The organism is Streptomyces axinellae (assembly GCF_039532135.1).
GTDB classification, from domain to species: Bacteria; Actinomycetota; Actinomycetes; order Streptomycetales; family Streptomycetaceae; genus Streptomyces; species Streptomyces axinellae.
Genome location: NZ_BAAARJ010000030.1, coordinates 19,556 through 44,382 on the forward strand (window position 1 = coordinate 19,556; position 24,827 = coordinate 44,382).

General features: G+C 71.9%; 23 protein-coding genes. 14 read left to right on the forward strand and 9 right to left on the reverse strand.

All coding sequences use genetic code 11. The features are described from left to right. Positions 1–145 precede the first annotated feature (145 nt). The gene (locus ABD339_RS30875) at positions 146–1,156 is read right to left on the reverse strand and encodes an aldo/keto reductase (protein WP_344570471.1); all 1,011 of its coding nucleotides are present in this window, start codon (positions 1,154–1,156) and stop codon (positions 146–148) included. A 130-nt stretch (positions 1,157–1,286) separates the two neighbouring features. Here ABD339_RS30875 and ABD339_RS30880 point away from each other — a divergent pair, with 130 nt between their 5' ends. After that, positions 1,287–2,237: a quinone oxidoreductase family protein gene (locus ABD339_RS30880; RefSeq protein WP_344570472.1), complete on the forward strand. Its 951-nt coding sequence runs from the start codon at positions 1,287–1,289 to the stop codon at positions 2,235–2,237. A gap of 364 nt (positions 2,238–2,601) precedes the next feature. Next, positions 2,602–3,246, forward strand: coding sequence for a GyrI-like domain-containing protein (locus tag ABD339_RS30885; protein ID WP_344570473.1), 645 nt, complete (start codon positions 2,602–2,604; stop codon positions 3,244–3,246). Between the two features lie 59 nt (positions 3,247–3,305). Here the strand turns inward: ABD339_RS30885 and ABD339_RS30890 are convergent, their stop codons facing one another. Both ABD339_RS30890 and ABD339_RS30895 read right to left on the reverse strand, forming a co-directional pair. Next, positions 3,306–3,521 carry a DUF397 domain-containing protein gene (locus ABD339_RS30890; RefSeq protein WP_344570474.1) on the reverse strand — a complete coding sequence of 72 codons (216 nt, stop codon included), beginning with the start codon at positions 3,519–3,521 and terminating at the stop codon, positions 3,306–3,308. Beyond that, entirely contained in the window at positions 3,518–4,351 is an 834-nt protein-coding gene (locus ABD339_RS30895; protein ID WP_344570475.1) for a helix-turn-helix domain-containing protein, read from the reverse strand. Before ABD339_RS30895 ends, ABD339_RS30890 begins: the two co-directional genes overlap by 4 nt. Before the next feature lie 120 nt (positions 4,352–4,471). Between ABD339_RS30895 and ABD339_RS30900 the strand changes: the two genes are divergently transcribed. Together ABD339_RS30900 and ABD339_RS30905 are read left to right on the forward strand one after the other, a co-directional pair. After that, entirely contained in the window at positions 4,472–4,705 is a 234-nt protein-coding gene (locus ABD339_RS30900) for a hypothetical protein (RefSeq protein WP_344570476.1), read from the forward strand. Further along, positions 4,702–4,929 (forward strand): hypothetical protein, encoded by a 228-nt coding sequence (locus ABD339_RS30905; RefSeq protein ID WP_344570477.1) that lies wholly within the window; start codon positions 4,702–4,704, stop codon positions 4,927–4,929. The genes ABD339_RS30900 and ABD339_RS30905 overlap by 4 nt, the downstream gene beginning before the upstream one ends. Positions 4,930–4,966: 37 nt before the next feature. On the opposite strand, the gene ABD339_RS30910 is transcribed toward ABD339_RS30905, so the two are convergent. Beyond that, positions 4,967–5,884 carry a helix-turn-helix transcriptional regulator gene (locus ABD339_RS30910; protein ID WP_344570478.1) on the reverse strand — a complete coding sequence of 306 codons (918 nt, stop codon included), beginning with the start codon at positions 5,882–5,884 and terminating at the stop codon, positions 4,967–4,969. A gap of 161 nt (positions 5,885–6,045) precedes the next feature. Here ABD339_RS30910 and ABD339_RS30915 point away from each other — a divergent pair, with 161 nt between their 5' ends. Beyond that, the gene (locus ABD339_RS30915) at positions 6,046–7,074 is read left to right on the forward strand and encodes an aldo/keto reductase (RefSeq protein WP_344570479.1); all 1,029 of its coding nucleotides are present in this window, start codon (positions 6,046–6,048) and stop codon (positions 7,072–7,074) included. Between the two features lie 175 nt (positions 7,075–7,249). Further along, entirely contained in the window at positions 7,250–7,597 is a 348-nt protein-coding gene (locus ABD339_RS30920) for a hypothetical protein (RefSeq protein WP_344570480.1), read from the forward strand. A 114-nt stretch (positions 7,598–7,711) separates the two neighbouring features. Here the strand turns inward: ABD339_RS30920 and ABD339_RS30925 are convergent, their stop codons facing one another. From ABD339_RS30925 to ABD339_RS30935, 3 genes are all read right to left on the reverse strand, one after another. Further along, entirely contained in the window at positions 7,712–9,451 is a 1,740-nt protein-coding gene (locus ABD339_RS30925) for an N-acyl-D-amino-acid deacylase family protein (RefSeq protein WP_344570481.1), read from the reverse strand. Between the two features lie 291 nt (positions 9,452–9,742). Next, positions 9,743–10,870: an LLM class flavin-dependent oxidoreductase gene (locus ABD339_RS30930; protein ID WP_344570482.1), complete on the reverse strand. Its 1,128-nt coding sequence runs from the start codon at positions 10,868–10,870 to the stop codon at positions 9,743–9,745. A gap of 621 nt (positions 10,871–11,491) precedes the next feature. Continuing rightward, positions 11,492–12,445, reverse strand: a complete 954-nt coding sequence (locus ABD339_RS30935; protein ID WP_344570483.1) for a TIGR03619 family F420-dependent LLM class oxidoreductase — start codon at positions 12,443–12,445, stop codon at positions 11,492–11,494. 346 nt (positions 12,446–12,791) lie between these two features. On the opposite strand from ABD339_RS30935, the gene ABD339_RS30940 reads away from it, so the two are divergent. The 5 genes from ABD339_RS30940 to ABD339_RS30960 are packed head-to-tail and all read left to right on the forward strand — an operon-like array spanning position 12,792 to position 17,055. Further along, complete coding sequence (locus ABD339_RS30940; RefSeq protein WP_344570484.1) at positions 12,792–14,309, forward strand: ATP-binding protein; 1,518 nt, start codon at positions 12,792–12,794, stop codon at positions 14,307–14,309. Beyond that, entirely contained in the window at positions 14,306–14,731 is a 426-nt protein-coding gene (locus ABD339_RS30945) for a roadblock/LC7 domain-containing protein (protein ID WP_344570485.1), read from the forward strand. Before ABD339_RS30940 ends, ABD339_RS30945 begins: the two co-directional genes overlap by 4 nt. After that, positions 14,728–15,093 (forward strand): DUF742 domain-containing protein, encoded by a 366-nt coding sequence (locus tag ABD339_RS30950; protein ID WP_344570486.1) that lies wholly within the window; start codon positions 14,728–14,730, stop codon positions 15,091–15,093. The genes ABD339_RS30945 and ABD339_RS30950 overlap by 4 nt, the downstream gene beginning before the upstream one ends. Next, complete coding sequence (locus tag ABD339_RS30955) at positions 15,065–15,757, forward strand: GTP-binding protein (RefSeq protein ID WP_344570487.1); 693 nt, start codon at positions 15,065–15,067, stop codon at positions 15,755–15,757. The genes ABD339_RS30950 and ABD339_RS30955 overlap by 29 nt, the downstream gene beginning before the upstream one ends. After that, complete coding sequence (locus ABD339_RS30960) at positions 15,754–17,055, forward strand: cytochrome P450 family protein (RefSeq protein ID WP_344570488.1); 1,302 nt, start codon at positions 15,754–15,756, stop codon at positions 17,053–17,055. The genes ABD339_RS30955 and ABD339_RS30960 overlap by 4 nt, the downstream gene beginning before the upstream one ends. 159 nt (positions 17,056–17,214) lie before the next feature. Here ABD339_RS30960 and ABD339_RS30965 read toward each other — a convergent pair whose 3' ends face one another. Then, entirely contained in the window at positions 17,215–18,441 is a 1,227-nt protein-coding gene (locus tag ABD339_RS30965; RefSeq protein WP_344570489.1) for an amidohydrolase family protein, read from the reverse strand. Positions 18,442–18,631: 190 nt separating this feature from the next. Between ABD339_RS30965 and afsR the strand changes: the two genes are divergently transcribed. The 3 genes from afsR to ABD339_RS30980 all read left to right on the forward strand — a co-directional run bounded on the left by afsR (position 18,632) and on the right by ABD339_RS30980 (position 22,815). Further along, complete coding sequence (gene afsR, locus ABD339_RS30970) at positions 18,632–21,580, forward strand: SARP-family global regulator AfsR (protein WP_344570490.1); 2,949 nt, start codon at positions 18,632–18,634, stop codon at positions 21,578–21,580. A 351-nt stretch (positions 21,581–21,931) separates the two neighbouring features. Continuing rightward, on the forward strand, positions 21,932–22,081 hold the full coding sequence (locus ABD339_RS30975; RefSeq protein ID WP_344570491.1) for a hypothetical protein: 150 nt from the start codon (positions 21,932–21,934) through the stop codon (positions 22,079–22,081). Between the two features lie 467 nt (positions 22,082–22,548). After that, on the forward strand, positions 22,549–22,815 hold the full coding sequence (locus ABD339_RS30980; RefSeq protein ID WP_344570492.1) for a hypothetical protein: 267 nt from the start codon (positions 22,549–22,551) through the stop codon (positions 22,813–22,815). Positions 22,816–23,017: 202 nt separating this feature from the next. On the opposite strand, the gene ABD339_RS30985 is transcribed toward ABD339_RS30980, so the two are convergent. Continuing rightward, the gene (locus ABD339_RS30985; protein WP_344570508.1) at positions 23,018–24,610 is read right to left on the reverse strand and encodes a FadD3 family acyl-CoA ligase; all 1,593 of its coding nucleotides are present in this window, start codon (positions 24,608–24,610) and stop codon (positions 23,018–23,020) included. Positions 24,611–24,827: the final 217 nt, after the last annotated feature.

Below are 24,827 nucleotides of genomic sequence, written 5' to 3' on the forward strand. Positions count from 1 at the left end.
GAGGGCAGGTCAGGTGCGGTACGGGGACGGTTCTGCGGGCGAACGGTGACATTCCCCTGACGGGCTCCTGCCGAGGAGGCAAGGACTCGTCGAAGGCTCGGCGGTGGCCCGGACCACCGGGAGCCCGCCACAGGCGGCGGCCCGATTACCGGGAGCCCGCCACAGGCTGCGACTTGTAGAAGGACTCCTCCAGGTAGGCGGCTTCGTGCGGCTGGTAGGGCTCCTCCAGGTAGGCGGCCTCCTCCTCGTCGAGTTCGACGTCCACAGCGGCGAGCGCGTCGGCCAGTTGGGCCGGCTTGGTGACCCCGACGACGGGCGAGGTCACCACCGGGTTGCGCATGACCCAGGCCAGGGCGACCTGGGCCGGGGACAGACCCCGCTTGCCCGCGATCTCGTGGACGCGCTCGGCCACTGCCTGGTCCTGGTCGCGGTAGAGGATCTCGCCGCCCTCGTCGGTCCCGGCACGCGCCGAGGCGGTGTCCCGGGCCCGCGTCAGCCTGCCCCGCGCCAGCGGGCTCCACGGGATCACGCCGATGCCCTGGTCGGCGCAGAGCGGGAGCATCTCCCGCTCCGCTTCCCGGTGGATGAGGTTGTAGTGGTCCTGCATCGACACGAACCGGGTCCAGCCGTTCAGATCAGCCAGGTACAGGGCCTTGGCGAACTGCCAGGCGTACATGGAAGAGGCTCCGATGTAGCGGACCTTCCCGGACTTGACCGCGTCGTGCAGCGCCTCCAGGGTTTCCTCGATCGGGGTGTCGTAGTCCCAGCGGTGGACCTGGTACAGGTCGATGTAGTCGGTCCCCAGCCGCTTCAGGGAAGCGTCGAGCTCGGCGAAGATCGCCTTGCGGGACAGCCCGGCGCCGTTGGGGCCGGGGCGCATCCGCATCCAGACCTTGGTGGAGACAACGACCTCCTCGCGCCGGGCGAAGTCCTTGACCGCCTGACCGACGATCTCCTCGCTGCTTCCGGCGCTGTACCCATTGGCCGTGTCGAGGAAGTTGACGCCGCCCTCAAGGGCCTGCTTGATGATCTCCCGGCTGGCGTCCGCGCCCAGCGACCAGGGCTCGCCGCCCCGGTCCGGCTCGCCGAAGCTCATGCAGCCGAGGGTGATGGCGGAGACTTCCAGCCCGGTCGTTCCGAGTCTGATGTATCGCATGCCGCCGAAACTAGGAGTTGGAGTGCGCTCCAACGCAAATATGGATCACGGGGCCCGTCCGCTCGGGGAACAGAACGGCGCTGTCGGCCGCTCGTCGGAGAGCACACGTTGACGAGCAGTGAGGCATGTGGTGACGGTGAAAGCAGTGGTCGCGGGTTCCTTCGGCGGCCCCGAGGTTCTGGCTCTGGTAGATGCCCCCGACCCGGTGGCCGGCGCGGGAGAAGTGGTGGTCACCGTGGAAGCCAGCGGTGTGGGGTACGTGGACATCATGGCCCGGCGTGGCGAGTACGGCCCGCTGTCGGTGCCGGGCTTCACCCCGGGAGTGGAGATCGCGGGGGTGGTCACAGAGGTGGGTGAAGGCGTGGACGGCGGCTGGCTTGGACGCCGCGTGTTCTCGCAGGTCCAGGGCGGTGGCTATGCGCAGAAGGTGCTGGTTGGCGCCGACAGCCTGGCCACTGTGCCGGAGGGGGTCGGCGCGGGTGAGGCCGTGGCGATTGGTGTGAACGGGTTGGTGGCGCGCATCGGCCTCGAGCGGGCCGGTGTCGGCCGGGGCGATTCCGTGGTGGTCCGAGGAGCACGGGGCGGGATCGGTCTCATGGCCGTTCAGCAGGCGGCTGCCCTCGGGGCGGAGGTCACCGCGGTCGTCTCCCGCGGACGCCCGGATGACCGGCTGGAGGAGTTCGGTGCGTCCCGTGTGGTGCCGAGTGCCGAAGCCGGGGCCTCAGCCGAGTATGACGTCGTCCTCGACACGGTCGGCGGCGCCGAAGTCGGCGCGTGGGTCTCCCGGCTGCGACCGAACGGGCGCTTCGTCCTGTGCGGCGCCGCCGGTGGGGCCCCGGACACCGCCTTCGGCGAGGCGCTGCTGGAGAACTATCACAAGTCGCCCACGTTCATCGCCTTCAGTCTCGGTTCACTCCCGGGTCCGGCGATCGTCCCGCAGGCCCAGGTCTTGTTCGAGGCTGCTGCGGCAGGGCGTCTACGAGGTGTCGTCCAGGAGGTGCTGCCTCTGGCGCAGGCGCACCAGGCTCACAGACTGGTCGAAGGCGGGGGCCTGTTCGGCAAGGTCGTTCTGACTCCCTGATCCGTGCGTCAGCGAACCGGGCGTGGTCCGGACGGCGGTATCGCGGCGCTCCTCATCGCGGCGCTCGTGGCGGCGCCCGTACCCGCGGGATCTCCACGTCGCTCGAAATCCGTCACCCCCTAAGCCGGTGACGAAAAAAGGGGGGGTGCCTGGAGCCGGGCGGCGGTTCGTCACCGGGCGAGTCCGCTACGGAGCGGCCCCTTCCACCTCGCAGCACCCTGGTCGCGCGGTCCGGTCCGGCACGATGCCCGTCACCGGAGGCGGCAGCCTGCTCGCGCTGCCGGTGCGCGAGGTGTTGAGTTCTCCTGCTCCCCGAGCTTCCCCGACGCAGAAAGGCCGCGGCTCCCCCGAGTCCAGGTGCCCGATGACCGACAAGACCGACTTCAAGAAGAGCCTCGACGCCTACCGGGCGAGACGAGACCAGTTCCGGATCGTGGACGTACCCGACATGCAATACCTCATGCTCGACGGCCACGGCGATCCGAACACCTCGCCCGCCTACGCCGAAGCGGTCCAAGCGCTCTATCCGGTGGCCTACAAGTTGAAGTTCGCCAGCAAGCGAGACCTCGGGCGCGATTACGTCGTCAGCCCCTTGGAAGGTCTGTGGTGGGCCGAGGACATGGACTCCTTCACGGTGTCGCGTGACAAGTCCCGATGGCACTGGACGTTGATGATCATGGCGCCGGACTGGATCGACCAGCAGATGTTCGACGCCGCCGTCGAGCAGGCCGGAGCCAAAGGCCACCTGGCGCGCCTGGGCGATATCCGTCTGGAGTCACTGTCCGAGGGAGTCTGCGTGCAGACGCTGCACGTCGGCCCGTTCGACGACGAGGCCGACACCCTGGCACAGATGCACCACAGCTTCATCCCCGACAACGGTCTCCACATGGTCGGCAAACACCACGAGATCTACCTCAGCGACCCCCGCAAAGCCGCCCCCGAGAAGCTGCGCACCATCCTCAGACAACCGGTCCGCGACAACACCACCGACGACGGCCCGCACACGTAGGCCCGCCGTCGCGGGCCCGATGCGCGTGGAGTCGGGCCCGCTGAGGGGCAGTCGCCCGACTAACCCCCCACGAACCCGCCGTCGCGCACCGTCGCGATGAACGCGCTCCACGCGCCGGCCGGGACGAGCAACACCGCACCCTCCGAGACCTTGGAATCCCGGACGGGCACCGCCCCCACGAAGTCGTCCGCGACCTCTAGGCAGTTACCGCCGTTGTTGGAGCTGTACGTACTCTTGCGCCACGCCTGGCAGGGGAGACTGGTTGAGCTGATCATGCTGCGAGCTCCTTTGCCGTTGCGGCAATCATGTCGTGGGATGCCCTAGGGGACAGGGCGTCGGCCCTGAGCAGATCATAGGCACGCCGCGCTGCCTGCACGTCGTCCGGACTGGCCAAGATATGGCCGCGCACGATGCCGTCTACATACACCACGTCCGGCCCTTCATCGAGGGTGAGTCCGGCAAAATCCCCTGCGAGACCCGCATGGGCTCCTGCTGCGTACGGCAGGACCTGCAATACGATGCGGGGCTCCTGCGCGAACTCGGCCAGCCGCTCCAGTTGACGCCGCATGACTTCGGGGCCGCCGATGGCCCGGCGCAGAACGTTTTCGTCGAGGATGGCCCAGACCTCCGGAGGTGTCTCCTCCTCCAGGATGTGCTGACGGGTCATTCGTGCCGCGACCAGTTCGTGGGCGTTGGGCAGACGGCTCGGGGCGAACATTGCCTTGGCGTACTCCTCTGTCTGCAACAGTCCAGGCACCACCTGGTTCTCGAAGGTCCAGATGGACTTCGCGTCCCGCTCCATCTCCACGAACGGCCGGAACCAGTCCGGATACGCGTGCTGGATCACGACAGGCCACAGGCGCCAGAACGTGCCCCCTGTGCCCAGCACCTCGTCACAGCGCTGGGCGAACTCCTCCGTCGGGACGCGTTCGGCCGACTCGATGCGGGAGATCAGGGAGTGGTTGCAGAAGGTGCGCTTGGCCAGCGTCGTCTGGGAGAGGCCCGCCTCTTCTCTCTTGATGCGCAGCTCCGAGCCGAAATAGGCCAGCGTGGACACCTTGGGGTCGGCCCGGAGGTCTCCGACGAGTCCGTTCTCTGCCGCCATTTTCCCTCTCCACCTCTTGACAAGTGCGCGCGCACAGCACCAACTCTCGCCACCACTATGCCCGGAGCGCGACGCTAGGACCACGGAACGTGAAGATCCCTCCAGAAAGGCGCAGTTCACATGACGACGAGCAATCGCGCGAACCCGACCCTCCGCAAGCTCACCGAGGCCGAGGCCGCCTTCCGGCGGCTGGAAGAAGCCCTCGCCGGGGTGGGCGTCGTACTGCCCTCGCTCCGCGTCGATCTCGGGTCCTGCACCGGGATCTCGGGGCCGCTGCTCGAACTGGGCGGCTGCAATCTGGCCACCGCCGAGCGGCTGGCCGGGGCGCTGACGGACCGGCCAGGCGAGCGTTGAGCGGTCAGGACCGCGCCGCCGCGTGGTGGCCGGGGGACGTCGTCACCGATGTGGCGCGGCGTACGTCGGGGGTGGCGCGGGCCGTGACGAAGGACGGCCGGGTGCTGCTCGTACGGCCGGGCGGGCCCGCGTGGACGGCGGACGCCACCGATCTGCGGACGCCCACCGGGGCCGAGGCGCTGTCCATGAAGGTGGCCACCGCCAACCATCGTTGGGGCAGGTGACCGGCGGCCCGGCGGCCCGGCCGCCGGGTGCGGCGGCCTACGCCGCGCGCCGCGCGCTCTCTTGGCGGGTCCGGTCCGCGAGGCGGCGCAGGGCCGTCTCCGACGGGGAGCCGGGCTCGACGGTGTAGGTGCACAGCACCTGGTCCGTCTCGACGGCGAGCTGGAGGGCCTCGTACCGCACCTCCAGTTCGCCCACTTCCGGGTGGCGGATCCGCTTGCTGCCCGAGAGCCGTGCGCGTACCCGCTGGTCCTCCCACAGGGTGCGGAACTCCGCGCTGCGGTCGAGGAGTTCACTCAGTACGCGTTCGACGCGGGGGTGGCCGGGGAAGCGGCCGGTGTCGGCGCGCAGGGCGGCTACGGTCTCGGCGGCGACCGCCGTCCAGTCGGGGTGCAGGTCGCGGCTGTCGGGGTGGAGGAAGACCAGAAGCGGGGCGCTGCGCCGGTCCGGGGGCAGGGCCGTCAGGTCGAAGGCGATCCGGCCGCCCAGCGCGTTCCAGGCCAGGTAGTCCAGGCCCGGCCCGACGACATGGGCGGGCACGGAGGGGTCCATGGCATCCAGCAGCCGCCGGATCTCGGGCCGGACGGCGGCGGGCCCGGCGGCGACGTTGGTCTGTCCGGTTCGGGGGTCGGCGAGGTGGCGCAGGTAGGCGTGTTCGTCGCGGCTCAGGCGCAGCGCTCGGGCCAGGGCGTCGAGTACGGGCTCGGAGACGCTGTGTGCCCTGCCCTGCTCGATGCGGATGTAGTAGTCGACGCTGATGCCCGCGAGTTGGGCGACCTCTTCGCGGCGCAGGCCGGGCACGCGGCGCCGGTTGTGGACCGGCGGAAGCCCGGCGTCCGCCGGGTCGATCGCCGCCCTGCGGGACTTGAGAAAGGCGCCTATGCCTGTGCGCTCCAGTGGCCGCGCCGCGCCCGCGCTCTCCGGCGTACCCGCTATGCCCGTGCTCTCCGGCTTCATGGGACCAGTATCGGGCGGTGGGCGCGGGCTGCCCAGGGTGGTACCGGCGAACCCAGGTTGCGCCTGATCTGGCTCGGGAACGCGGCCGGGCGGACGGTGGTCGTGTACGGAGCGACGGGCTCCGTACACGGACCCCCACGCAACAAGCGAGGAGCGACACCGTGCGGCGCAGAACTCTCGGCGGCACCGGCATCTCGGTCAGCGACCACGCGCTCGGCGCGATGATGCTCGGTACCCCCGGCACCAACACCGACCCCGACGACTGCGTACGGATCATCCACCGCGCGCTGGACGCGGGCATCAACCTCGTGGACACCGCGGACGTCTATGGCGACGGGGCGAGCGAGGAGATCGTCGGCCGGGCACTCAAGGGCCGCAGGGACGAGGTGGTGCTGGCCACGAAGGCGGGCCTCCCGCTGGGCGGGGACCCCAACAGGCAGGGCGGCAGCCGCCGTTGGCTGACCCGCGCGCTGGAGGACAGCCTGCGCAGGCTGGGCACCGACCACGTGGACCTCTACCAGCTCCACCGGCCCGACCCGCACACCGACCTCGACGAGACCCTGGCCACGCTCTCGGACTTCGTACGGGCCGGGAAGGTGCGCGCGGTGGGCACCTCCACCTTCCCGGCGGAACTCCAGGTGGAGGCCCAGTGGACGGCCGAGCGGCGCGGCCATGTGCGCCCGCGCACCGAGCAGCCGCCGTACTCGATGCTGGGCCGGGGCGTGGAGGCCGCGCTGTTGCCGACCGCGCAGCGCTACGGGCTCGGGGTGCTGGTGTGGGGCCCGCTGTCGGCGGGCTGGCTCTCCGGCCGCATCCGCTCCGCCGGGGACATCGATCTGAGCGCGGGCCGCACCGCCATCGAACGGCACAAGTTCGATGTGTCCCTGCCGCACAACGCCCGCAAGCTGGAGGCCGTGCGGGCGCTGACGCGGCTGGCGGACGAGGCGGGCCTGGAGTTGCGGCACATGGCCCTGGCGTTCGTCCGCGCCCACCCGGCCGTCACCTCGGTGCTGCTCGGCCCCCGCACGATGCAGCACCTGGAGTCGCTGCTGACCGGTACGGAGGTGACGCTGGGCGCCGATGTCCTGGAGCGCATCGACGCGATCGTCCCGCCCGGCACCGACGTGAACCCGGACGACTTCTACTACACCCCGCCCGCGTTGGCGGACCCGGCGCTGCGGCGGCGGTGAGGGACAGCGCCCCCCCTGCCGTCAGACCCCTGCGGCATTCCGCGGACATGCGCATACTTCTGGATGACGAAGTACACGTCGACTACGGGCAGATCGATGTGGAGAGCCATGGCGACGATGACGATGGACGGCAGGCGGCCCGCCACGATTCCTTCGCCGGGCAGCAGGTGGGGCTGTGCGGGGCCGCTGTCCCCGGCCGGCTCTCTTACGGACGGCGCTGCACACCGGGTGCGTCTTCTTCACGGTCGAACTCCACGAGGCGGAGCCGCCGTTGGACGCGGACCGCTGGGAGGAGATCGTCGAGGTGTCCTTCCGGCCGGGCGGCGGTGAGCCGGCCCTGGTGGAGTGGGCCGGTGAAGGCGCCTGTCCGCTCGGCCTGGATCGGGTCCCCTACCGGGTCCGCTGTGCGGCCCGCGGCATGGACGCGGCGCACGACGGGGCGCGCGGCCGGGACGAACCCGTGCTGGACACCTACCCCGCCCCGCCCCCACCTCCCGAAATTCGTCACCTCCTGAGCCGGTGACGCCCAAGACGGTCACCCCCTGAGCCGGTGACGCCCTGAACCCGGCCCCCCGCGCCCGCCCCGCGCCGCGCCGCCCCCGGCCACGCCGGCCACGCCGGCCACGCCGGCCACCGCTCAGCGGGTGCTGACCGTCTCCGTGTCGCGGCCCGAGCGCAGCACCGTGCCCGGTACCGCGCCGGTGACCTTGTCATCGCGTACGGTCTCCACGCCGTTGACCCATACGCCGACGACGCCCACGGCCTCCGAGTCGAGCCGGGGGCTGTCGCCCGGCAGGTCGTGGACCAGCCGGGCCGGGCCCGCGTCGATCCGTTCGGGATCGAAGAGCACCAGGTCGGCGTGCCAGCCCTCGGCCACCCTGCCCCGTTCCCGCAGCCCGAACAGCCGCGCGGGGTCGTCGGTGAGCATCTTGACGGCCCGCTCCAGGGGGACGAGCTGCCGGCCGCGCAGGCAGTCGCCGAGGAAGCGCGTGGTGTACGGAGCGCCGCACATGCGGTCCAGGTGGGCGCCCGCGTCGGAGCCGCCGAGCATGACGTCCTCGTGCTCCCACGTCTCGCGGCGCAGTTCCCAGCTCGCGGGGTCGTTGTCGGCCGGCATCGGCCACAGCACCGTCCGCAGGTCGTCGTTGGCGCAGATCTCGACCAGGCAGTGGAAGGGGTCCTGGCCGCGCTCGGCGGCGACGAAGCTGACGACGCGGCCGGTCAGGCCCTCGTTGGCGGGCGAGTAGGTGTCCCCGATGACGTAGCGGTCGAAGTTGGCCAGCCGCCGGAAGACGCCCGCCTCCTTGCTGTCGGCCCGGCGCAGCATTTCCGCGCGCACGTCGGCCTGGCGCAGCGTGGCGATGCGCTCGGGGACGGGCAGGCCGAGGATGTCCCCCCAGCCGGGGATGAGGTTGAGCGCGCAGAAGGTGCCCAGGGACATGTTCATGGGCGTGAGGATCGGCATCGTGAGCGCGACGACCCGGCCGCCCTCGCGGCGGGCGCGTTCGCTCGCCTCCAGTTGGCGCGGCACTCGTTCGGGTACGGCGGCGTCGATGGTCAGGACGTTCCAGTTGAGGGGCCGCCCGGCCGCCGCCGACATCCGCGCGAGCAGGTCGATCTCGTCGTCGGAGAACTGATCCAGGCACCCGGCGACGATCGCCTCGATCTGGGTGCCCTCGTGTTCGCCGACCGCGCGGGAGAGCGCGAGCAGTTCGTCCGGGCCCGCGTGCCGGGAGGCGACGGGCTTGCCGTCGCCGTCGGAGTGGGTGGCGGACTGCGTGGTGGACAGGCCCCACGCGCCCGCCTCCATCGCCTCGTGGAAGAGCTGGAGCATCGCCTCCAGCTGCGCCTCGGTGGGCTGCCCGCCCACCGCGTCCGGGCCCATCACATGACGGCGCAGCGCGCAGTGGCCCACCATGAAGCCCGCGTTGACGGCGGTGCGGCCCTCCAGCGCGTCCAGGTAGTCCCCGAAGGAGTGCCAGTTCCACGGCGCGCCCTCCTCCAGCGCGACCAGGGACATGCCCTCCACCTTGGACATCATCCGGCGCGTGTAGTCCGCGTCCCCGGGCCGGCCGGGATGCAGCGGCGCCAGGGTGAAGCCGCAGTTGCCGCCCGCGACGGTGGTCACGCCGTGGTTCATGGAGGGGGTGGCGTACGGGTCCCAGAACAGCTGTGCGTCGTAGTGGGTGTGCGGATCGACGAAGCCGGGCGCGAGAACCAGTCCGCCCGCGTGCTGGCTGCTGCGGGCCTCCTCCCGCACGCTCCCCGCCGCCGCGATGACGGCGATCCGCCCGTCCCGGATCCCGACGTCCGCGGTGCGGGAGGGTGCGCCGCTGCCGTCCACGAGGGTCGCGCCCTTGATGAGGTGATCAAGCATGCTGAGAGAAACCTCCTGGGTCATGGCGTGCGGAACGCGGTCGGCCGGATCCGGGCCCTGAACGGGACCCCACCCCGCCTCGGCGCGGTCACCTCCGCCCCGGCGCGGAGCGACCACCTCACCTCGGCGCGGAGCGCCGGGGCACCGTCCGGCGGGAGGGCTCAACCCGGCTGCCGGGCGACATCCCTCGCCCGGCACGGCGCGGAGCGCATTCCCTGCCCCCCACGGCGCGGAGCGCCGCGAGTCCCACGGCGCGGGAGCGCCGGAGAAGCGGGGGGCCGCCACGAGGCGTCAGGCGAGCGCCGCACGGCGGAAGCGGGTGGTGCGGTGGACGGGGTCGGTGTCGATCTGCGGGATCACGTGCTCCCCGATGAGCCTGATCGTGTTGAGCGTGTCCTCGTAGGGGATGCCGATGGGCAGCCCGAAGGAGAGCTGGTCGGCCCCGGCCTGTTCCCACCGCTTGCACTGGCGGAGCACTTCCTCCGGGTTGCCGCAGATCATCAGCTCCTCGGCGATGAGCAGATCGACGATCTCCTCGGTGTACTCGGGGATCAGCTCGGGCCACTGGGGGATGCCCTCGGGGCGCGGGAAGGTGTCGTGGTAGCGGAAGAGGAGGGACTGGAGGTAGTTGAGCCCGCCCTCCACGGCGATGCGTTTCGCCTTTTCCGTCGTCTCGGCGCAGATCGCGGTCGAGGTGACCATGACGTTGTCGTTGACGTAGTCGCCGACGGGCCGCGCGTCCCCCACCGCGCCCTTGTAGGACTCCAGGACCCACTCCATGTCGGAGACCTTCTGGACGCTGAAGCCGAGAACGCCCAGGCCCTTGCCCGCGGCCATCGCGTACGAGGAGGGGGAGCCGGCCGCGTACCACATGGCGGGGTGCGAGCCGCCGTACGGCTTGGGCAGCACCTTGCGCGGCGGCAGTGACCAGTGCTTGCCCTGGAAGCCCTCGTACTCGTCCTGGAGCCACATCTTGGGGAACTCGGCGATCGTCTCTTCCCAGATCTCCTTGGTGTGGTTCATGTCGGTGATGCCCGGCAGGAACCCGAGGATTTCGTGGGAGCCGGCGCCCCGGCCGGTGCCGAACTCGAAGCGTCCGCCGCTGAGGTGGTCGAGCATGGCGACCTTCTCGGCGACCTTCACCGGGTGGTTGACCTGCGGCAGCGGGTTGAAGATGCCGGAGCCGAGGTGGATGCGTTCGGTGGCGTGTGCGAGGTAGCCGAGGTAGACGTCGCTGGCCGACAGGTGGCTGTACTCCTCCAGGAAGTGGTGCTCGGAGGCCCAGGCGTACTTGAAGCCGGACTTGTCCGCCTGGATGACGTATTCGGTCTCCTCGACCAGTGCGTTGTGCTCGGCCTGGGGGTCGGCCTGGGCCCGCGCGGCGGGCACGTACCCCTGAACAAAGAGCCCGAATTCCACTGGGGTTCACTCCCTCAACATTTCTGACGCATCGTCAGGTCTCGGTGGCTCCGACTTTCGCACCGCCCGATAGGGCCGTCAATACCGGCGCCCCACCCGGACGGCACCGGGCAGGACGAGGAGAAGATTCGGTGAAGGTCACGTGCCCGGAGCGAAAGAACTTGCGAAACCTTCCTTGCAAAAGTCGGACCCGGCGCCCGGCCCCGCGTTGCGCATCTCCACAAGCGAAGGAGCAAACGCGCGGCGGGGCGCGCGTCACGGCACACGGGTCGCGGGTGCCCCGCCTGCCTCGCGGGGTACCCCTGCCCGTATTGCGGGTCGGGCCTCGCTCGCATTCGGGTCGGCCCCCTGCCGGCTTGCGGGAATGCCCCGCAAGCGCCGGGGAAAGTGGCCGACCCCGGCCGTGGGGTCGGCCGGTGCCGGACCAGGGTCCGGCTTGCGCCGCACGCGGATCCGCCCGGTACCGGACCCGGGCCCGCCCCGCGTCCGGCACGCGGCCCGCCCACCCGGCACAGCCCCGCCCCGCAGCCCGGCACAGCCCCGGCCCGCAGAAAACGCGGGGCCGCCCCGGCGAGTACGGGGCCGCCCCGGCGAGTACACCGCGAGGTCACGGCAGGGAGGTCACAGCAAAGGGGCCACCTCTGCCGCGAAGGCGGCCACCTGGTCGGTCAGTTCGGTCACCGTGCGGGAGCGGAAGCGGAGTTGGAGCTGGGTGACGCCCATCGCGCGGTAGGCGCGCAAAGATTCGGCCAGTTCTGTGGGCGGGCCGGTGAGTGTGCGGCGGCCCACCTCCCAGCGCGGGGTGCCGATGTAGAGGGGTTCGGCGAGGGCGCCGTAGGTGAAGGGCTCCGCCGCCAGACCCGCTTCGGCCCGCAGGCGGCGGATGCGTGCGATCCGGTCGGGCAGTGCCTCGCGCGGATCGCCCTGCGGGAGCCAGCCGTCGCCGCGCAGCGCGGCCCGACGGACGGCCGCCGGGGAGGAGCCGCCGACCCACAGCGGGGGCCGGGGCGCCTGTACGGGCCGGGGCTGCTGGCCCAGTCCGGAGAAGGCGAGGTGCTCGCCGGTGAATTCGGGGAACTCCTCCTCGCCCAGGGCCGCCTTGAGCGCGTCCATGGTCTCGTCGAGGATCCGGCCGCGCCGCTCGAAGTCCGCGCCGAGCGCCTCGAATTCCTCGCGCACGTGTCCGGCGCCGACGCCGAGGATCAGCCGTCCGCCGGAGAGCCGGTCGAGGGTGGCGTACTGCTTGGCGCCGGCCAGCGGGTGCCGCAGGCCCACGAGGGCGATGTGGCTGAGCAGCGCGACCCGTTCGGTGGCGGCGGCCAGGAAGGCGAGGGTGGCCACCGGGTCGTACCACACGGTGCTCATCGCACCGGCCAGCCGCCGGGGTATGGCGATGTGTTCGCAGCAGGCCACGTAGTCGAAGCCGCCGCGGTCGGCCGCGCGGGCCACCGCCAGCAGTTCGGCGGGCCCGGCCGTGGCCTCCCAGGGTTCGGCGTAGAGGGTGCTCTGCGACTGGACCGGCAGCTGGATGCCGTAGGCGAGCTGCCCGGCGGGGAAGTTCAGCACGGCCCCCATGCTCATACCTGACGACCCGTCAGGCAAGAGGGCGGGAGGGGACGGGCGGGGGGACGGAGAGGACACGAGAGGGCGGGGGACGGCTCCCCGGGACGCACCGGCTTTCGAGCGGGGGTGCACAGATGATTTGCTGAACACAACCAACAAGCCATCTTCCGGATAAGGCTGCGTGACGGACGGGACTGAGAGAGCATGGCCGGACCGCTGTGCCCGAGGAGCCGGTCCGCCGGCCCCCCATCGCCGCCAACCGGCCCGGAATCGCCGCCACTTGGCGGCGCACCGCCGCCGACCGGCGGGGGCCCGGCGGGTTCGGCCCGCATGACAACCCGATCGCTCAAGGACGCCGATGACCGAGATACCGGTGGCGCTGACCGTCATCCTGTCCGTGGGGACCGCGGCGGCCGTGGCACTCGCCCTCCTGCTGGCGCGCTCGCGCGCAGAGGCGAAACGGTTGCGCAAACGCTCCTCGGCTCTCGAAAGTGACCTCCAGTCCGCTGCGGCGCACCAAGCGGCGCTCACGGCCCGGGTCCAGGGGACCGAGGCGGAGGTGCGGCACCTGGCCGGTGCCCGCCTGCCGGACCTGACGGCCGCCCTCGCCCACCCGAACGTCCCCGTCCGCGGCCCGCTGGACCCCGCCGTCGCGGGCAGCGAACTGGACCGCGCGCTGACAGCCGTGCTCGACCAGGTCGGCGACGCGGTCACCAAGGAACGGCTGCGCGTGGACGGTGCCGCCCAGGCCGCCATGCGCGGCGCGACCACCACCATCCAGGCGCTGCTCTACCAGTTGCAGACCCGGCTCCAGACCATGCAGGAGCGCTACGACGACCCCGGGGTCGCCGAGGACCTGCTGGCCGCCGACTTCCTCAACGAGCAGGCGCTGCGCCGTATCCAGTCCACCGCCGTCGTCTGCGGCGCCTGGCCCGGCCTCACCCGCGAGAACTCCCACCTGAGCGACATCGTCGTCGGCGCGATGTCCCGGCTGACCGGCTACGAGCGGGTCCAGATCGCCAACCAGCTGCGCGACCCGGTGGGCGTGGTGGCCCGCGCCGTCGAGCCCGTCGCGGTGGTGCTCACCGAGCTGATCGGCAACGCGCTGCACTACTCGCACCCCGACCTGCCGGTGCCCGTCACCCTCCAGCAGGGCAACCGCGGCGCCTCCGTGATCATCGACGACGCGGGCGTCGGCATGCACTCCGACGAACTGGCACACGCCCGGCACATGATGGCCGGACCCGACACCGTGCTGCTCACCGAACTGGGCGACCCGCCCAGGACGGGCCTGGCCGCGGTGGGCCAGCTCGTGCGGCAATACGGCTTCACCACGCACGTGGAAGCCTCCCCCTACGGCGGCGTGCGCGCCATCGTGCACATCCCCGGCGACCCGCTGCTCACGCTGCTGGACGAGGCGGAACAGCCCATGTCGGCGATGGCGCCGCTGCCGCCCACCACTCCCCCGCTGCCGGGCCGCAGCTCCACCCAGCACGCGCCCATCCCCGCAGCGCACCCCGAACCGGCCCTGGGCGGGGGCGCGGGCTCCGGCTGGGACGCCCTGCCCGCCACCGGGAGCGCCATGACCGAGGACGCCGACAGCGAACTGCCGCGCCGCCGCCGGCGCCGGCCGGAGGCGGGCGCCGCTCAGCCTGGCCGCCACGCCGCCCCGGAGGCGTCCGGAGCCTCCGGGAGGGGGTTCGGCCCGGAGATGTCCGTCCCCGAACCGTCGCCCGAGCAGAGTGCCGAACGCTGGGCCGCGTTCCAGCGCGGTACGACCTCCGGCCGCGCCGCCGCCGAGGGCCCCGCCTCCGGTGACACGGCCGCCGACCACCTCGCCGATCCCCATTCCGCTGAAGGGAATCCGCACGCATGACAATCCCCGCACGCCGGTCCGTCCGGGAGGACACCTCCTGGGTGCTCGCCCCACTCATGGACCTGCCGCACGTCATCCACGCGGCCGTCATCTCCGGAGACGGCCTCATCGAGGGCCGCTCCCCCGAGCTGAAGCGGGAGGCGGCCGAGGGCGTGGCCGCGATGCTCTCCGCGCTCCAGGGCGCGGCCCGGACCACCACGGCGGCGTTCGCCGGCACCTACGACGTGCGGCTGCGGCAGACCGTGATCGAGTCCGAGAACGGCTGGGTCCTGGCGATCCCGGCCGGGGAGAACACCACGCTGGCCGTCTTCGCCGGCCCCGATGTGAACATGGGCGTCGTCACCCACCACATGCAGGTCCAGGTCGCCTCCCTGGGGGCGAAGGTCATGAGCAGCCCGCCCAGGGACACCGCCGCCACATGACCCCGCCGCCCCGCGACAGCAGGCGCCTGGTGCCCGCGTATCTGGCGACGACCGGGCGTGCCCTGCCCAGCCGCAACACCCTCGACCGACTCACCGTGCTCTACGGCGCGTCCGATCCGGCCACGCCGGGGCTGCGCCCGGAGGAGAAGCGGATGCTGGCGCTGCTGCGCCCCGGCGCGCTGACCCTCGCCGAGGCAGCCGCGCGGCTGCGGCTCCCGGTCAGCGTGGTCAAGGTCCTGGTGGCCGACCTGGTGGACGCGGGCCGACTGCGGGCCCGCGCCCCGATTCCCGACGCCGAACTGCCGGAGCGGCAGATTCTGGAGAAAGTTCTCGATGGACTCCGCACTCTCAAGTCCTCCTAGTCCGGACACAGGAGCCGGCTCCATATATCTGGGCGACACCCCCCAGACCCTGGTGAAACTCCTGGTCGCGGGGCCGTTCGGGGTGGGCAAGACCACGTTCATCCGCTCGCTGTCGGAGACCGAACCGCTGCACACCGAGGAGGTGATGACCCGTACCGGCGCGATGGTCGACGACCTGGCCGGGGTCCGCGACAAGACCACCACCACGGTCGCCATCGACTTCGGCCGCCTCACACTCCCCGGCGACCTGGTCCTCTACATGTTCGGCACCCCCGGCCAGCGCCGCTTCCGCCCGCTGTGGCAGGACATCGCGCGCGGCGCGCTGGGCGCCCTGGTGCTGGCCGACACCCGGCGGCTGGCCGACTCCTTCGAGGTGATGGACATGATCGAGGAGGCGGGGCTGCGCTACGCGGTGGCCGTCAACTCCTTCCCGGACTCACCCGCGCACCACCCCGACACCCTCCGCGACCACCTCGACCTGCACCCGGACACGCCGCTGGTCGTCTGTGACGCGCGCAGCCGCGAGCAGTCGGCCGACGCGCTGATCGCCCTCGTCGGCCACGTGCTCGAAGCCTTCGACCAGCAGGCCGCCGACCCCTCCGCCCCCCAGCCGCCGTCCTACGCCCAGCCGCCGTCGTACGCCCAGCCCCAGGAGCCCGCGTGACCTCGCCCGCCGCCCCCGGCCCCATGCCGCCCCCGCTGGCACGCCCGGGCCACGATGTCGTCCCGCTCTACGGGGAGGAGTTCGCCGCCGACCCGTACGCGGTCTACGAACGGCTGCGGGAGTACGGCGACCTGGCGCCGGTCGAGCTGTCACCCGGCTTCGGCGCCATGCTGGTGACCGACTACCGCGCGGCCCTGGACCTGCTGCACGACCCGGTGACCTGGGCCAAAGACCCCACCGACTGGCAGGACGCGCTGCCCCAGGACTCGGCGGTGACGCCGATGCTGCGCGCACGGGCCAACGCCCTGTACACCGACGGCGAGCAGCACGACCGCTACCGCAAGGTGATCTCCGACAGCTTCGCCCGGCTGGAGCCGCACGAACTGCGCCGCATGGTCTCGGAGGTCTCCGACGGGCTCATCGCGAAGTTCGGGGAGGCGGGCGAGGCCGACCTGATGGGCCAGTACGCCCGGCTGCTGCCGCTCCTGGTCTTCAACCGCACCTTCGGACTGGCCGACTCCATGGGCGACCTGCTCATCGAGGGCGCCATGGGCATCTTCGACAGCCGCTCGCCCGAGGAGGCGGCGGCGGCCGAGGACGCCTACACCCGCTACATCATGGAAGTGATCGCGACCAAGAAACGCGAGCGCGGCCCCGACCTGGGCTCGTGGTTCATGGACCATCCCGCCGGTCTGAACGACGAGGAACTGAGCCAGCAGATCCTGCTGACGACCGCCGCCGGCTACGAGCCGCTGTCCAACCTGATCGGCAACGCGCTCAGCCGGATGCTGGTGGACGACCGCTACTACGGCAACCTCTCCGGCGGTGCGCTCACGCCCCGCGACGCGCTCCACGACGTGCTCCTGAACGAGCCGCCGATGGCCAACTACTCGGCGCACTACCCCAAGCGGGACGTCTACTTCCACGGGGTCTGGCTGCGCGCCGGGCAGCTCGTGCTGGTCTCCTACGCCGCCGCCGGCACCCAGCGCGGGCGCACCGCGCCGGGCGAGAGCGCCGGCTCGACCGGCTCCGGCGGCGGAGCGCACCTGGCCTGGGCGGCGGGCCCGCACGCCTGCCCCGTCCAGCAGCCGGCGCTGCTCATCGCGACGACCGCCATCGAACGGCTCACCGCGTGGCTCTCCGACATCGAGCTGACCGTCCCCTACGACCAGTTGGTGTGGCGGCCCGGCCCCTTCCAGCGCGGCCTGGCCGCCCTCCCCACCAGGTTCAGCCCGATCAGCCCGGACCAGGCGGGGGCGACCCCGTGGAAGACCGGACGCCCCGCCGCGGCGCAGTAGCAGCACGACGACCGGGGCTGAGGTCGCCCGGTTTCCGTTGCCCTCTTCTCCTGGTGCTGTGCAGGGGGTGCCCCCGGCCGTGTTTCGCGGGGCGCGGGTGCGTCGTGGCTGGTCGCGCAGTCCCCCGCGCCCCTTCGGGAGCGCCCCCCGGCGGGTCCCTCAAGAGCGGGTGCCCGCCCACAGCCCCTCCGGGGTGAGGCCGAGGAGGTCTATGGCGTTGCCGCGCACGATGCGCTCCACCAGGTCGGCGGGGAGGTGGCCCATCTGGGCCTCGCCGACCTCCTTGGACTTGGGCCAGGTGGAGTCCGAGTGCGGGTAGTCGGTCTCGTAGAGGACGTTGGGCACGCCGATGGCGTCGATGTTCTTCAGGCCGAAGGCGTCGTCGAAGAAGCAGCCGTAGACGTGCTCGGCGAACAGTTCGGAGGGCGGGCGCAGCACCTTGTCCGCGACGCCGCCCCAGCCGCGGTTCTCCTCCCACACCACGTCGGCGCGCTCCAGGATGTAGGGGATCCAGCCGATCTGGCCCTCGGCGTACATGATCCTGAGATGCGGGAAGCGTTCGAACTTGCCGCTCATCAGCCAGTCCACCATCGAGAAGCAGCAGTTGGCGAAGGTGATGGTGGAGCCGACGGCGGGCGGCGCGTCGGCCGAGGTGGAGGGCATCTTGCTGGAGGAGCCGATGTGCATGGCGATGACGGTGCGGGTCTCGTCGCAGGCCCGCAGGAAGGGGTCCCAGTCGTCGCCGTGGATGGACGGCAGGCCCAGGCGCGGCGGTATCTCGGAGAAGCACACGGCGCGCACGCCCCGCGCGGCGTTGCGCCGTACTTCCTCGGCGGCCAGTTCCGCGTCCCACAGCGGCACCAGTGTCAGCGGTATGAGGCGGCCCTGGGCCTGGGGACCGCACCACTCCTCGACCATCCAGTCGTTGTAGGCGCGGACGCCGAGCAGGCCCAGCTCGCGGTCCTTGGCCTCGGTGAAGGTCTGGCCGCAAAAGCGCGGGAAGGTGGGGAAGCAGAGGGCGGACTGGACGTGGTTGACGTCCATGTCGGCGAGCCGGGCCGGTACGTCGTAGGAGCCGGGGCGCATCTGCTCGTAGGTGATGGCCTCCAGCCGCACCTCGTCCCTGTCGTAGCCCACGGCAGTATCGAGCCTGGTCAGCGGGCGGTGCAGGTCTTCGTACACCCACCAGTCGGCGAGCGGTCCCGCGTCGTCGGGGCCGCCCATCTCCGGTGCGAACTTCCCGCCGGTGAAGGTCATCTCCTTCAGCGGCGCGCGGACGATGCGGGGTCCGGTGTCCCGGTACTTGGACGGGAGGCGGTCCCGCCAGACGTGTGCGGGTTCGACCGTGTGGTCGTCCACCGAGATGATCTTCGGGAAGGTCTCCATGCGTTCCACGGTAGCGTCGAACTGACGAACCGTCAGCTATCGTGCGGGCTCCGAAGCCCCGCCCGGCCCGTAGCACAAGGGGCCAGAATTCGAAGGGTTGGTAGAGAGGCCGGTACCCGAGCTGACGTAATTGCCATGGACAAGGCAGACTGACCCGAGCGGCAATGGAGCGCAGATAGCAGGGGGCACCATGGGCGCCGAGGACCACACACCACACGAAACGGAGTACCGGGACCACCAGCTTCGCTTCGCTGTGCTCGGTCCCGTGCGCGCGACGCGCGGCGATCAGGCACTGGGCATGGGCTCACCCCAGCAAAAAGCCCTGCTCGCGGCCCTGTTGCTGCGAGCCGGGCGGACGGCGACGGCCGAGGAGCTGATCGACGCCATCTGGGGCGAGGAGCCCCCGGAGCAGGCGAAGGCGGCACTGCGCACCTACGCCTCCCGCATCCGCAAAGCACTCGGCCCCGACGCCGAACTCCTCGTCAGCGAGTCCGGCGGCTACGCCCTCCGCACCGGCGCCGAAGCCCTGCTGGACCTGAACATCGCGCACGATCTGGCCACCCAGGCCGAAAAAGCCGCCTCCGGCGGTGAACGCGCCCGCGCCCGCGAGCTGTACAACGCCGCGCTGGACCAATGGGACGGCGAACCGCTCGCCCACGTCCCCGGCCCCTTCGCCGAAACCCAGCGCGCCCGCCTGGACGAATGGCGGCTGAGCCTGCTGGAGCTGCGCCTCGACCTCGACCTCCAAGTCGGCTGCCACGCGGAGGCGGTCAGCGCGCTGACCGCGCTGACCGCCGGACACCCGCTGCGCGAGCGCCTGCGCGAACTGCTGATGCTCGCCCTCTACCGCAGCGGACGCCAGGCCGAGGCCCTCGCCGTCTACGCGGACACCCGCCGCCTGCTCGCCGACGAACTCGGCGTCGATCCCCGCCCCGAACTCTCCGACCTCCAACAGCGCATCCTGGCGGCCGACGACGAACTCGCCTACCAGGCCGAGGAACCGACCCCCGAGACCGCCGCCACGGTCACCCGGCCCGCACAGCTCCCGGCCACCGTCGCCGACTTCACCGGCCGCGCCTCCTTCGTCGCCGACCTCGGCGACCAGCTCGCCCAGGCCGAGGGCACCATCATGGCCGTCTCCGCCGTCGCCGGGATCGGCGGCGTCGGCAAGACCACGCTGGCCATCCACGTCGCCCACGCCGCCGCCGACCGCTTCCCCGACGGCCAGCTCTACGTGGACCTCCAGGGCGCCGGCTCCACCCCGGCCGACCCCGGCACGGTCCTGGGCTCCTTCCTGCGCGCCCTGGGCACCGCCGACTCCGCGATCCCCGACGGCGTGGAGGAGCGCTCGGCGCTCTTCCGCTCGCTGCTGGCCGGCCGCCGCGTCCTGGCCCTGCTCGACAACGCCCGCGACGCCGCGCAGGTCCGGCCGCTGCTGCCGGGCACGGCGGGCTGCGCCGCCATGGTGACCAGCCGGGTGCGCATGGTCGGCCTGGCGGGCGCCTACCTCGTGGACCTGGACGTCATGAGCCCCAACGAGGCCATGGCCCTGTTCACCCGCATCGTCGGGGAAGAGCGGGTGACCGCCGAGCGCAAGTCCGCCATGGACGTCGTGGCCGCCTGCGGCTTCCTGCCGCTGGCCATCCGCATCGCCGCCTCCCGGCTGGCCTCCCGCCGCACCTGGACCGTCGCCGTGCTCGCCGGCAAGCTCGCCGACGAGCGCCGCCGCCTGGACGAACTCCAGGCCGGTGACCTGGCGGTGAAGGCCACCTTCGAGATGGGCTACGGCCAGCTCGACGCCGAACAGGGCCGCGCCTTCCGGCTGCTGGGCCTCGCCGAAGGCCCCGACATCTCCCTGCACGCCGCGGCGGCACTGCTGGACCGCGCCCCGGATGACGCCGAGGACCTGCTGGAATCGCTCGTCGACACCTCGCTGCTCGAATCGGCCGCGCCGCGCCGCTACCGCTTCCACGACCTCGTGCGCCTCTTCGCCCGCGCCTGCGCCGAACGCGACGAACAGCCGCCGAGCGAGCGGGACGCCGCCTTGACCAGGCTGCTGGACTTCTACCTGGCGACGGCGCGCAACTACTACGTCCTGGAGCGGCCCGCCGAGCGCCTGGTGGACCACCTGGAGGCCACCGGACACGAGGGACTCCACTTCGCCGACCACAGCGCCTCGATCGAGTGGCTGTTCGCCGAGTCCGGCTGCTTCCTCGCCTGCGCCGGCCAGCTCGCCTCCGGGCCCACCCTGCGCCGCGCGGTGGACCTGCTGATGGCCACCAGCGCGCTGGCCGAATCCGGGGGCAACGTACGGCAGTACGAACTCGGGGCCAACGCCATGAAAGAGGCCGCGCGCAAGGCGGGCGACGCCCACGCCGAGGCCCGCGCCCGCTCGGTCCTCACCGGCATGCACCTGGCCACCGGCCGCTTCGACCAGGCCGACGAGGAAGCCACCGCGGCCGGCCCGCTCGGCGAGAGCGCGGCCGACCCCATCTCCTTCTCCTACGCGCTCAACGACCGCGGCCTCGTCGCCAACTACCAGGGCAGACACCTGGAAGCGGAAGGCTTCCTCAGCAAGGCGCTCGCCTCCTTCCGCGCGTACGGCAACAAGCCCGCCGAGGCCAGCGCGCTGTGCAACCTCTCGCGCGTGCACACCGAACTGGGCAAGACCGACACCGCCATCGCGCTGGCCGAACAGGCCCTGGCCATCCACGACCACCTCAGCGTCTCCATGCGGCGGGCCACCACGCTCTACGCGCTGGCCATCGCCCAGACCACCGCCAAGCGGCTCACCGAGGCGGAACGCAACTTCCAGGAGGCGCTGGACATCTTCCAGCAGAGCCGCCAGCGGCTGTGGGAGGGGATGGCCTACTTCCGCCTCGGCGAGGTACAGCTCGTCGCGCAGCGCCCCGCCCAGGCCGCCGGCCTGGCCGAACAGGCCCTGGCCATCCTGCGCAGCGTCGGCGGGCCCTGGCGCAGGGCCAACGCCCTGACCCTGCTGGGCCGGGCACTGGACTCCATCGGCCAGCAGCGCCGCGCCCAGGCGTGCTGGCGCGAGGCACTGGAGCAGTACGAGAACCTGGGCACCCCGGAAGCCGAGGACGTACGCGGCCTGCTGACCCCGACCGCCGCGGCCTGACGCCGACCGCCGCGGCCTGGCGCCCGGCGGGAAGTGGGGTCCGGGCCGCTTCCGGCCGGGGGCTCGACAAGGCCGGCGACCGAACCCGCGCCCGGTCAAAACCCCGTCAAAAGCCCTGGGTACGCTGCCGTTTGATGGTTTCGCGGACCCGCCAATGAGACGTTAATCGATCGTTTATCGCGGCCAGGCATGCTCTTCTTAGTCGATCCGGCGCGTCGGGGGGCAGGCGGGTCGGCTGGGGGAAGGGCCGTACCCCGTTAGGGTGAACGGCCTTGACACGCCCGTCCGGCGGTCCTCGGGGGAGTCGCTGGGCGGGCACCTGCCCACTGAGCCCATAGAGGGGAAGCCACCATGAGCGACCACGAGGAGAAGGTCACGCCGGACAGCGGCGAGATCCGTACCAAGGAGCGCAACCAGACCATCAAGCCCAAGGTCATCAAGGAAGCCACGGGCGAGGTCGGCACGGACGAGCGCAACCAGACCAGCCAGCCGGCCAACTGAGGCCCGTTCTCCGGGGCCCGGCAAGCATCGGGGGAACGGGTCCCCGGAGAACGCGAGGACGGCGGCGGGCGTGAACCGCCCGGGGGATCGCCGTCTACGGGGGATGCACACAGGACCGCCCCACGGGGGAGACGGGGGCGGTCCCAGGGGATGCACACAGGACCGTCCCACGGGGGGAACGGGGACGGTCCGAGGGGGGAACGCTGGGCCGGTCCCACGGGGGAAACGGGGACCGGCCTGCGGGGGACACACGAGGACCGCCGCCGACGGCGTAGAGGGGGAGCCGTCGGGACGGTCCTCGGCGCTGTGCGGGCCTCGTTGCAGGCACCGCAGGGGCGGGTATCAGTATCAAGACGTGCATCCGGCTGATCGAGCCATGCTCCCCGGAGACCGATCACTTCCGGATTCTTCCCGTTGTAGCGTCATTCGTCAGGTTGATCATCATTTCCCGCCTGGAGGTACCTCCCATGTCCCGCTCAATGTCCCGCTCCAAGAAGCTCGTTGCCACCTGCGCACTCGCCCTCGGCGTGGTGGGCGCGGTGGCGGCACCGGCCCTGGCGGACGGGCCGGTCAAGCCCTCGGAACGCAACTCGACCAGCGTGCCGGAACGCAATTCCACGCTGGCGCCCATAGCCGGCGTCGGCGACAGAACAGTCGCGGCGGGCCCGACGTTCCATGTGCTCGACCGCAACGCGACGCTGGCGCCCGGCGCGGGGGCGGCGCCTGGCGCCTGAGAAGCGGGCTGGAACCGGGTACGCCCGCCCCGTGCGAGCCGATGGCCGCGGCGTGGCGGGCGTCCTGCGGATGCCTGTCCGGCGGATCTTTCTGAGCAGGGGTTGCCCCTGGCCGCGCTTCGCAGGGTGCGGATGCGTCTGCGCTGGGCGCGCAGTTCCCGCGCCCCCTGGGGGCGCCCCCTACGCGGCGGAGCCGCATATGTCACGGCCCCGCGCCCCTTCCAGTTCCAGGGCGCAGGCGGGTCTTGAGGACCTTGCCGCCGGCGTTGCGCGGCAGTGCGGGGACGAACTCGACTTCTCTGGGCACCTTGTAGTTCGCCATCTCGCGCCGTGCCCAGGCGATGAGGTCGCCGGCGGTGACCGACGCACCCTCGTGCCGTACGGCGAACGCCTTGCCCGCCTCGCCCAGCCGGGCATCCGGGACGCCGACGACGGCGACCTCGGCGATGTCCGGATGCCTGGTGAGAAGCTGCTCTATCTCGGCCGGGTAGGCGTTGAAGCCGCCGACGATGAACATGTCCTTGATCCGGTCGGTGATCCGCAAGTTGCCGTCCGGGTCCAGGACTCCGACATCGCCCGTGCGCAGCCAGCCGCCCGGCGTGATGGCCTGCGCGGTCTCCTCGGGTTCCTCGAAGTATCCGGACATCACGTGGTAGCCGCGCACCAGGACCTCACCCGGCTCACCGGGCGGCTGCGGGGCGCCGTCGGCGGCCACGACCTTGACCTCCGTCCCGGGGATGGCCCGGCCGCTGGTGCCGGCGATGACCTCGGCGGGGTCGGTGCGCCGGCACATGGTGACGGTTCCGGATGCCTCGGTCAGACCGTATGCCGTCAGCACGGTGCCCACCTTCAGCTCGGCGCGCATCCGCTCCACCAACTCCAGCGGGACGACGGCGGCGCCGGTCACCACCAGGCGCAGCGCCGAGAGGTCGTGCTGGTGGCGTGCCGGATGGTCGAGGATCGAGCGGTGCAAGGTGGGCGGCCCCGGCAGCACGCTCACCCGTTCCGCGGCGATGTGGGCGAGCGCGGTCTCCACGCTGAAGACCGGCTGCGGGATCATCGTCGCGCCCCGCAAGAGGCAGGCGATGATGCCCGCCTTGTACCCGAAGGTGTGAAAGAACGGGTTGACGATCAGATAGCGGTCGCCCTCGTCCAGCCCGGCCAGCTCGCTCCACACGGTGTAGACGCGCAGGGTCTGTTGATGGGTGATGACGGCGCCCTTGGGGTGGCCGGTGGTGCCCGAGGTGAAGGTGATGTCCGAGGGCGAGCCGGGCCCGACGAGCGCCGCGCGGGCACGGACGGCTGCGCGGGGAACGTCCCCGCCGCCCGCCAGGAAGCCCTCCCAGGTGCGGAACCCGGCGGGCGCGTCCCGCGCGAGGACGACGACCTCGCGCAGGTGTGCCAGCCCCGGCAGCGGGCCGTCCCCGAGTCCCTCGGCGGTGGCGCGGCGCAGCGAGGCGACGTACGAGGTGCCCAGGAAGGTGCCGGTGACGAACAGCAGCCGGGCACGGGTGCGCTGGAGTACGTAGGCGGCCTCGGCGCCCTTGAAGCGGGTGTTGAGCGGCACCAGGACGCCGCCCGCGGTGACGGCACCCAGCGCGGCCACGATCCAGTCGAGCGTGTTGGGCGCCCAGATGGCCACCCGGTCCCCCGGCTCCAGCCCGGCGGCCACGCACGCGGCGGCGGCGCGCTCCACGCGCTCCCCCAACTCCCGGTAGCCGACCCGCGTCCGGCCCTCCACGACGGCCTCCCGCGCGCCGTACCGACGGGCCGCCGCCCGCACCAGCTCGGGGATCGTGCGGGCGTCGAGGGGGGACGGGTACGACGAGGGGGAGAGGGACGGAGACGGCCACGGGCGCGGCGACGGGGATGGGGGCGGGGACGCGGGAGCGGCCGTCCGTCCGGCCCGCGGTTCGGCCGCCCGCCCGGCCCCCGGTGCGGAACCGGGGCCCGGCTCCGGCGAGATCCCCGGCTCCGGCGAGCATCCGTGCTCCGACGCGGACCCCGACTCT

Coding starts and splice junctions, on each gene's coding strand:
- ABD339_RS30875 (WP_344570471.1), bottom strand. CDS start 1,156: ATGCGATACATCAGACTCGGAACGACCGGGCTGGAAGTCTCCGCCATC.
- ABD339_RS30885 (WP_344570473.1), top strand. CDS start 2,602: ATGACCGACAAGACCGACTTCAAGAAGAGCCTCGACGCCTACCGGGCG.
- ABD339_RS30890 (WP_344570474.1), bottom strand. CDS start 3,521: ATGATCAGCTCAACCAGTCTCCCCTGCCAGGCGTGGCGCAAGAGTACG.
- ABD339_RS30895 (WP_344570475.1), bottom strand. CDS start 4,351: ATGGCGGCAGAGAACGGACTCGTCGGAGACCTCCGGGCCGACCCCAAG.
- ABD339_RS30900 (WP_344570476.1), top strand. CDS start 4,472: ATGACGACGAGCAATCGCGCGAACCCGACCCTCCGCAAGCTCACCGAG.
- ABD339_RS30910 (WP_344570478.1), bottom strand. CDS start 5,884: ATGAAGCCGGAGAGCACGGGCATAGCGGGTACGCCGGAGAGCGCGGGC.
- ABD339_RS30925 (WP_344570481.1), bottom strand. CDS start 9,451: ATGCTTGATCACCTCATCAAGGGCGCGACCCTCGTGGACGGCAGCGGC.
- ABD339_RS30935 (WP_344570483.1), bottom strand. CDS start 12,445: ATGGGGGCCGTGCTGAACTTCCCCGCCGGGCAGCTCGCCTACGGCATC.
- ABD339_RS30940 (WP_344570484.1), top strand. CDS start 12,792: ATGACCGAGATACCGGTGGCGCTGACCGTCATCCTGTCCGTGGGGACC.
- ABD339_RS30945 (WP_344570485.1), top strand. CDS start 14,306: ATGACAATCCCCGCACGCCGGTCCGTCCGGGAGGACACCTCCTGGGTG.
- ABD339_RS30950 (WP_344570486.1), top strand. CDS start 14,728: ATGACCCCGCCGCCCCGCGACAGCAGGCGCCTGGTGCCCGCGTATCTG.
- ABD339_RS30955 (WP_344570487.1), top strand. CDS start 15,065: ATGGACTCCGCACTCTCAAGTCCTCCTAGTCCGGACACAGGAGCCGGC.
- ABD339_RS30965 (WP_344570489.1), bottom strand. CDS start 18,441: ATGGAGACCTTCCCGAAGATCATCTCGGTGGACGACCACACGGTCGAA.
- afsR (WP_344570490.1), top strand. CDS start 18,632: ATGGGCGCCGAGGACCACACACCACACGAAACGGAGTACCGGGACCAC.
- ABD339_RS30975 (WP_344570491.1), top strand. CDS start 21,932: ATGAGCGACCACGAGGAGAAGGTCACGCCGGACAGCGGCGAGATCCGT.
- ABD339_RS30980 (WP_344570492.1), top strand. CDS start 22,549: ATGTCCCGCTCAATGTCCCGCTCCAAGAAGCTCGTTGCCACCTGCGCA.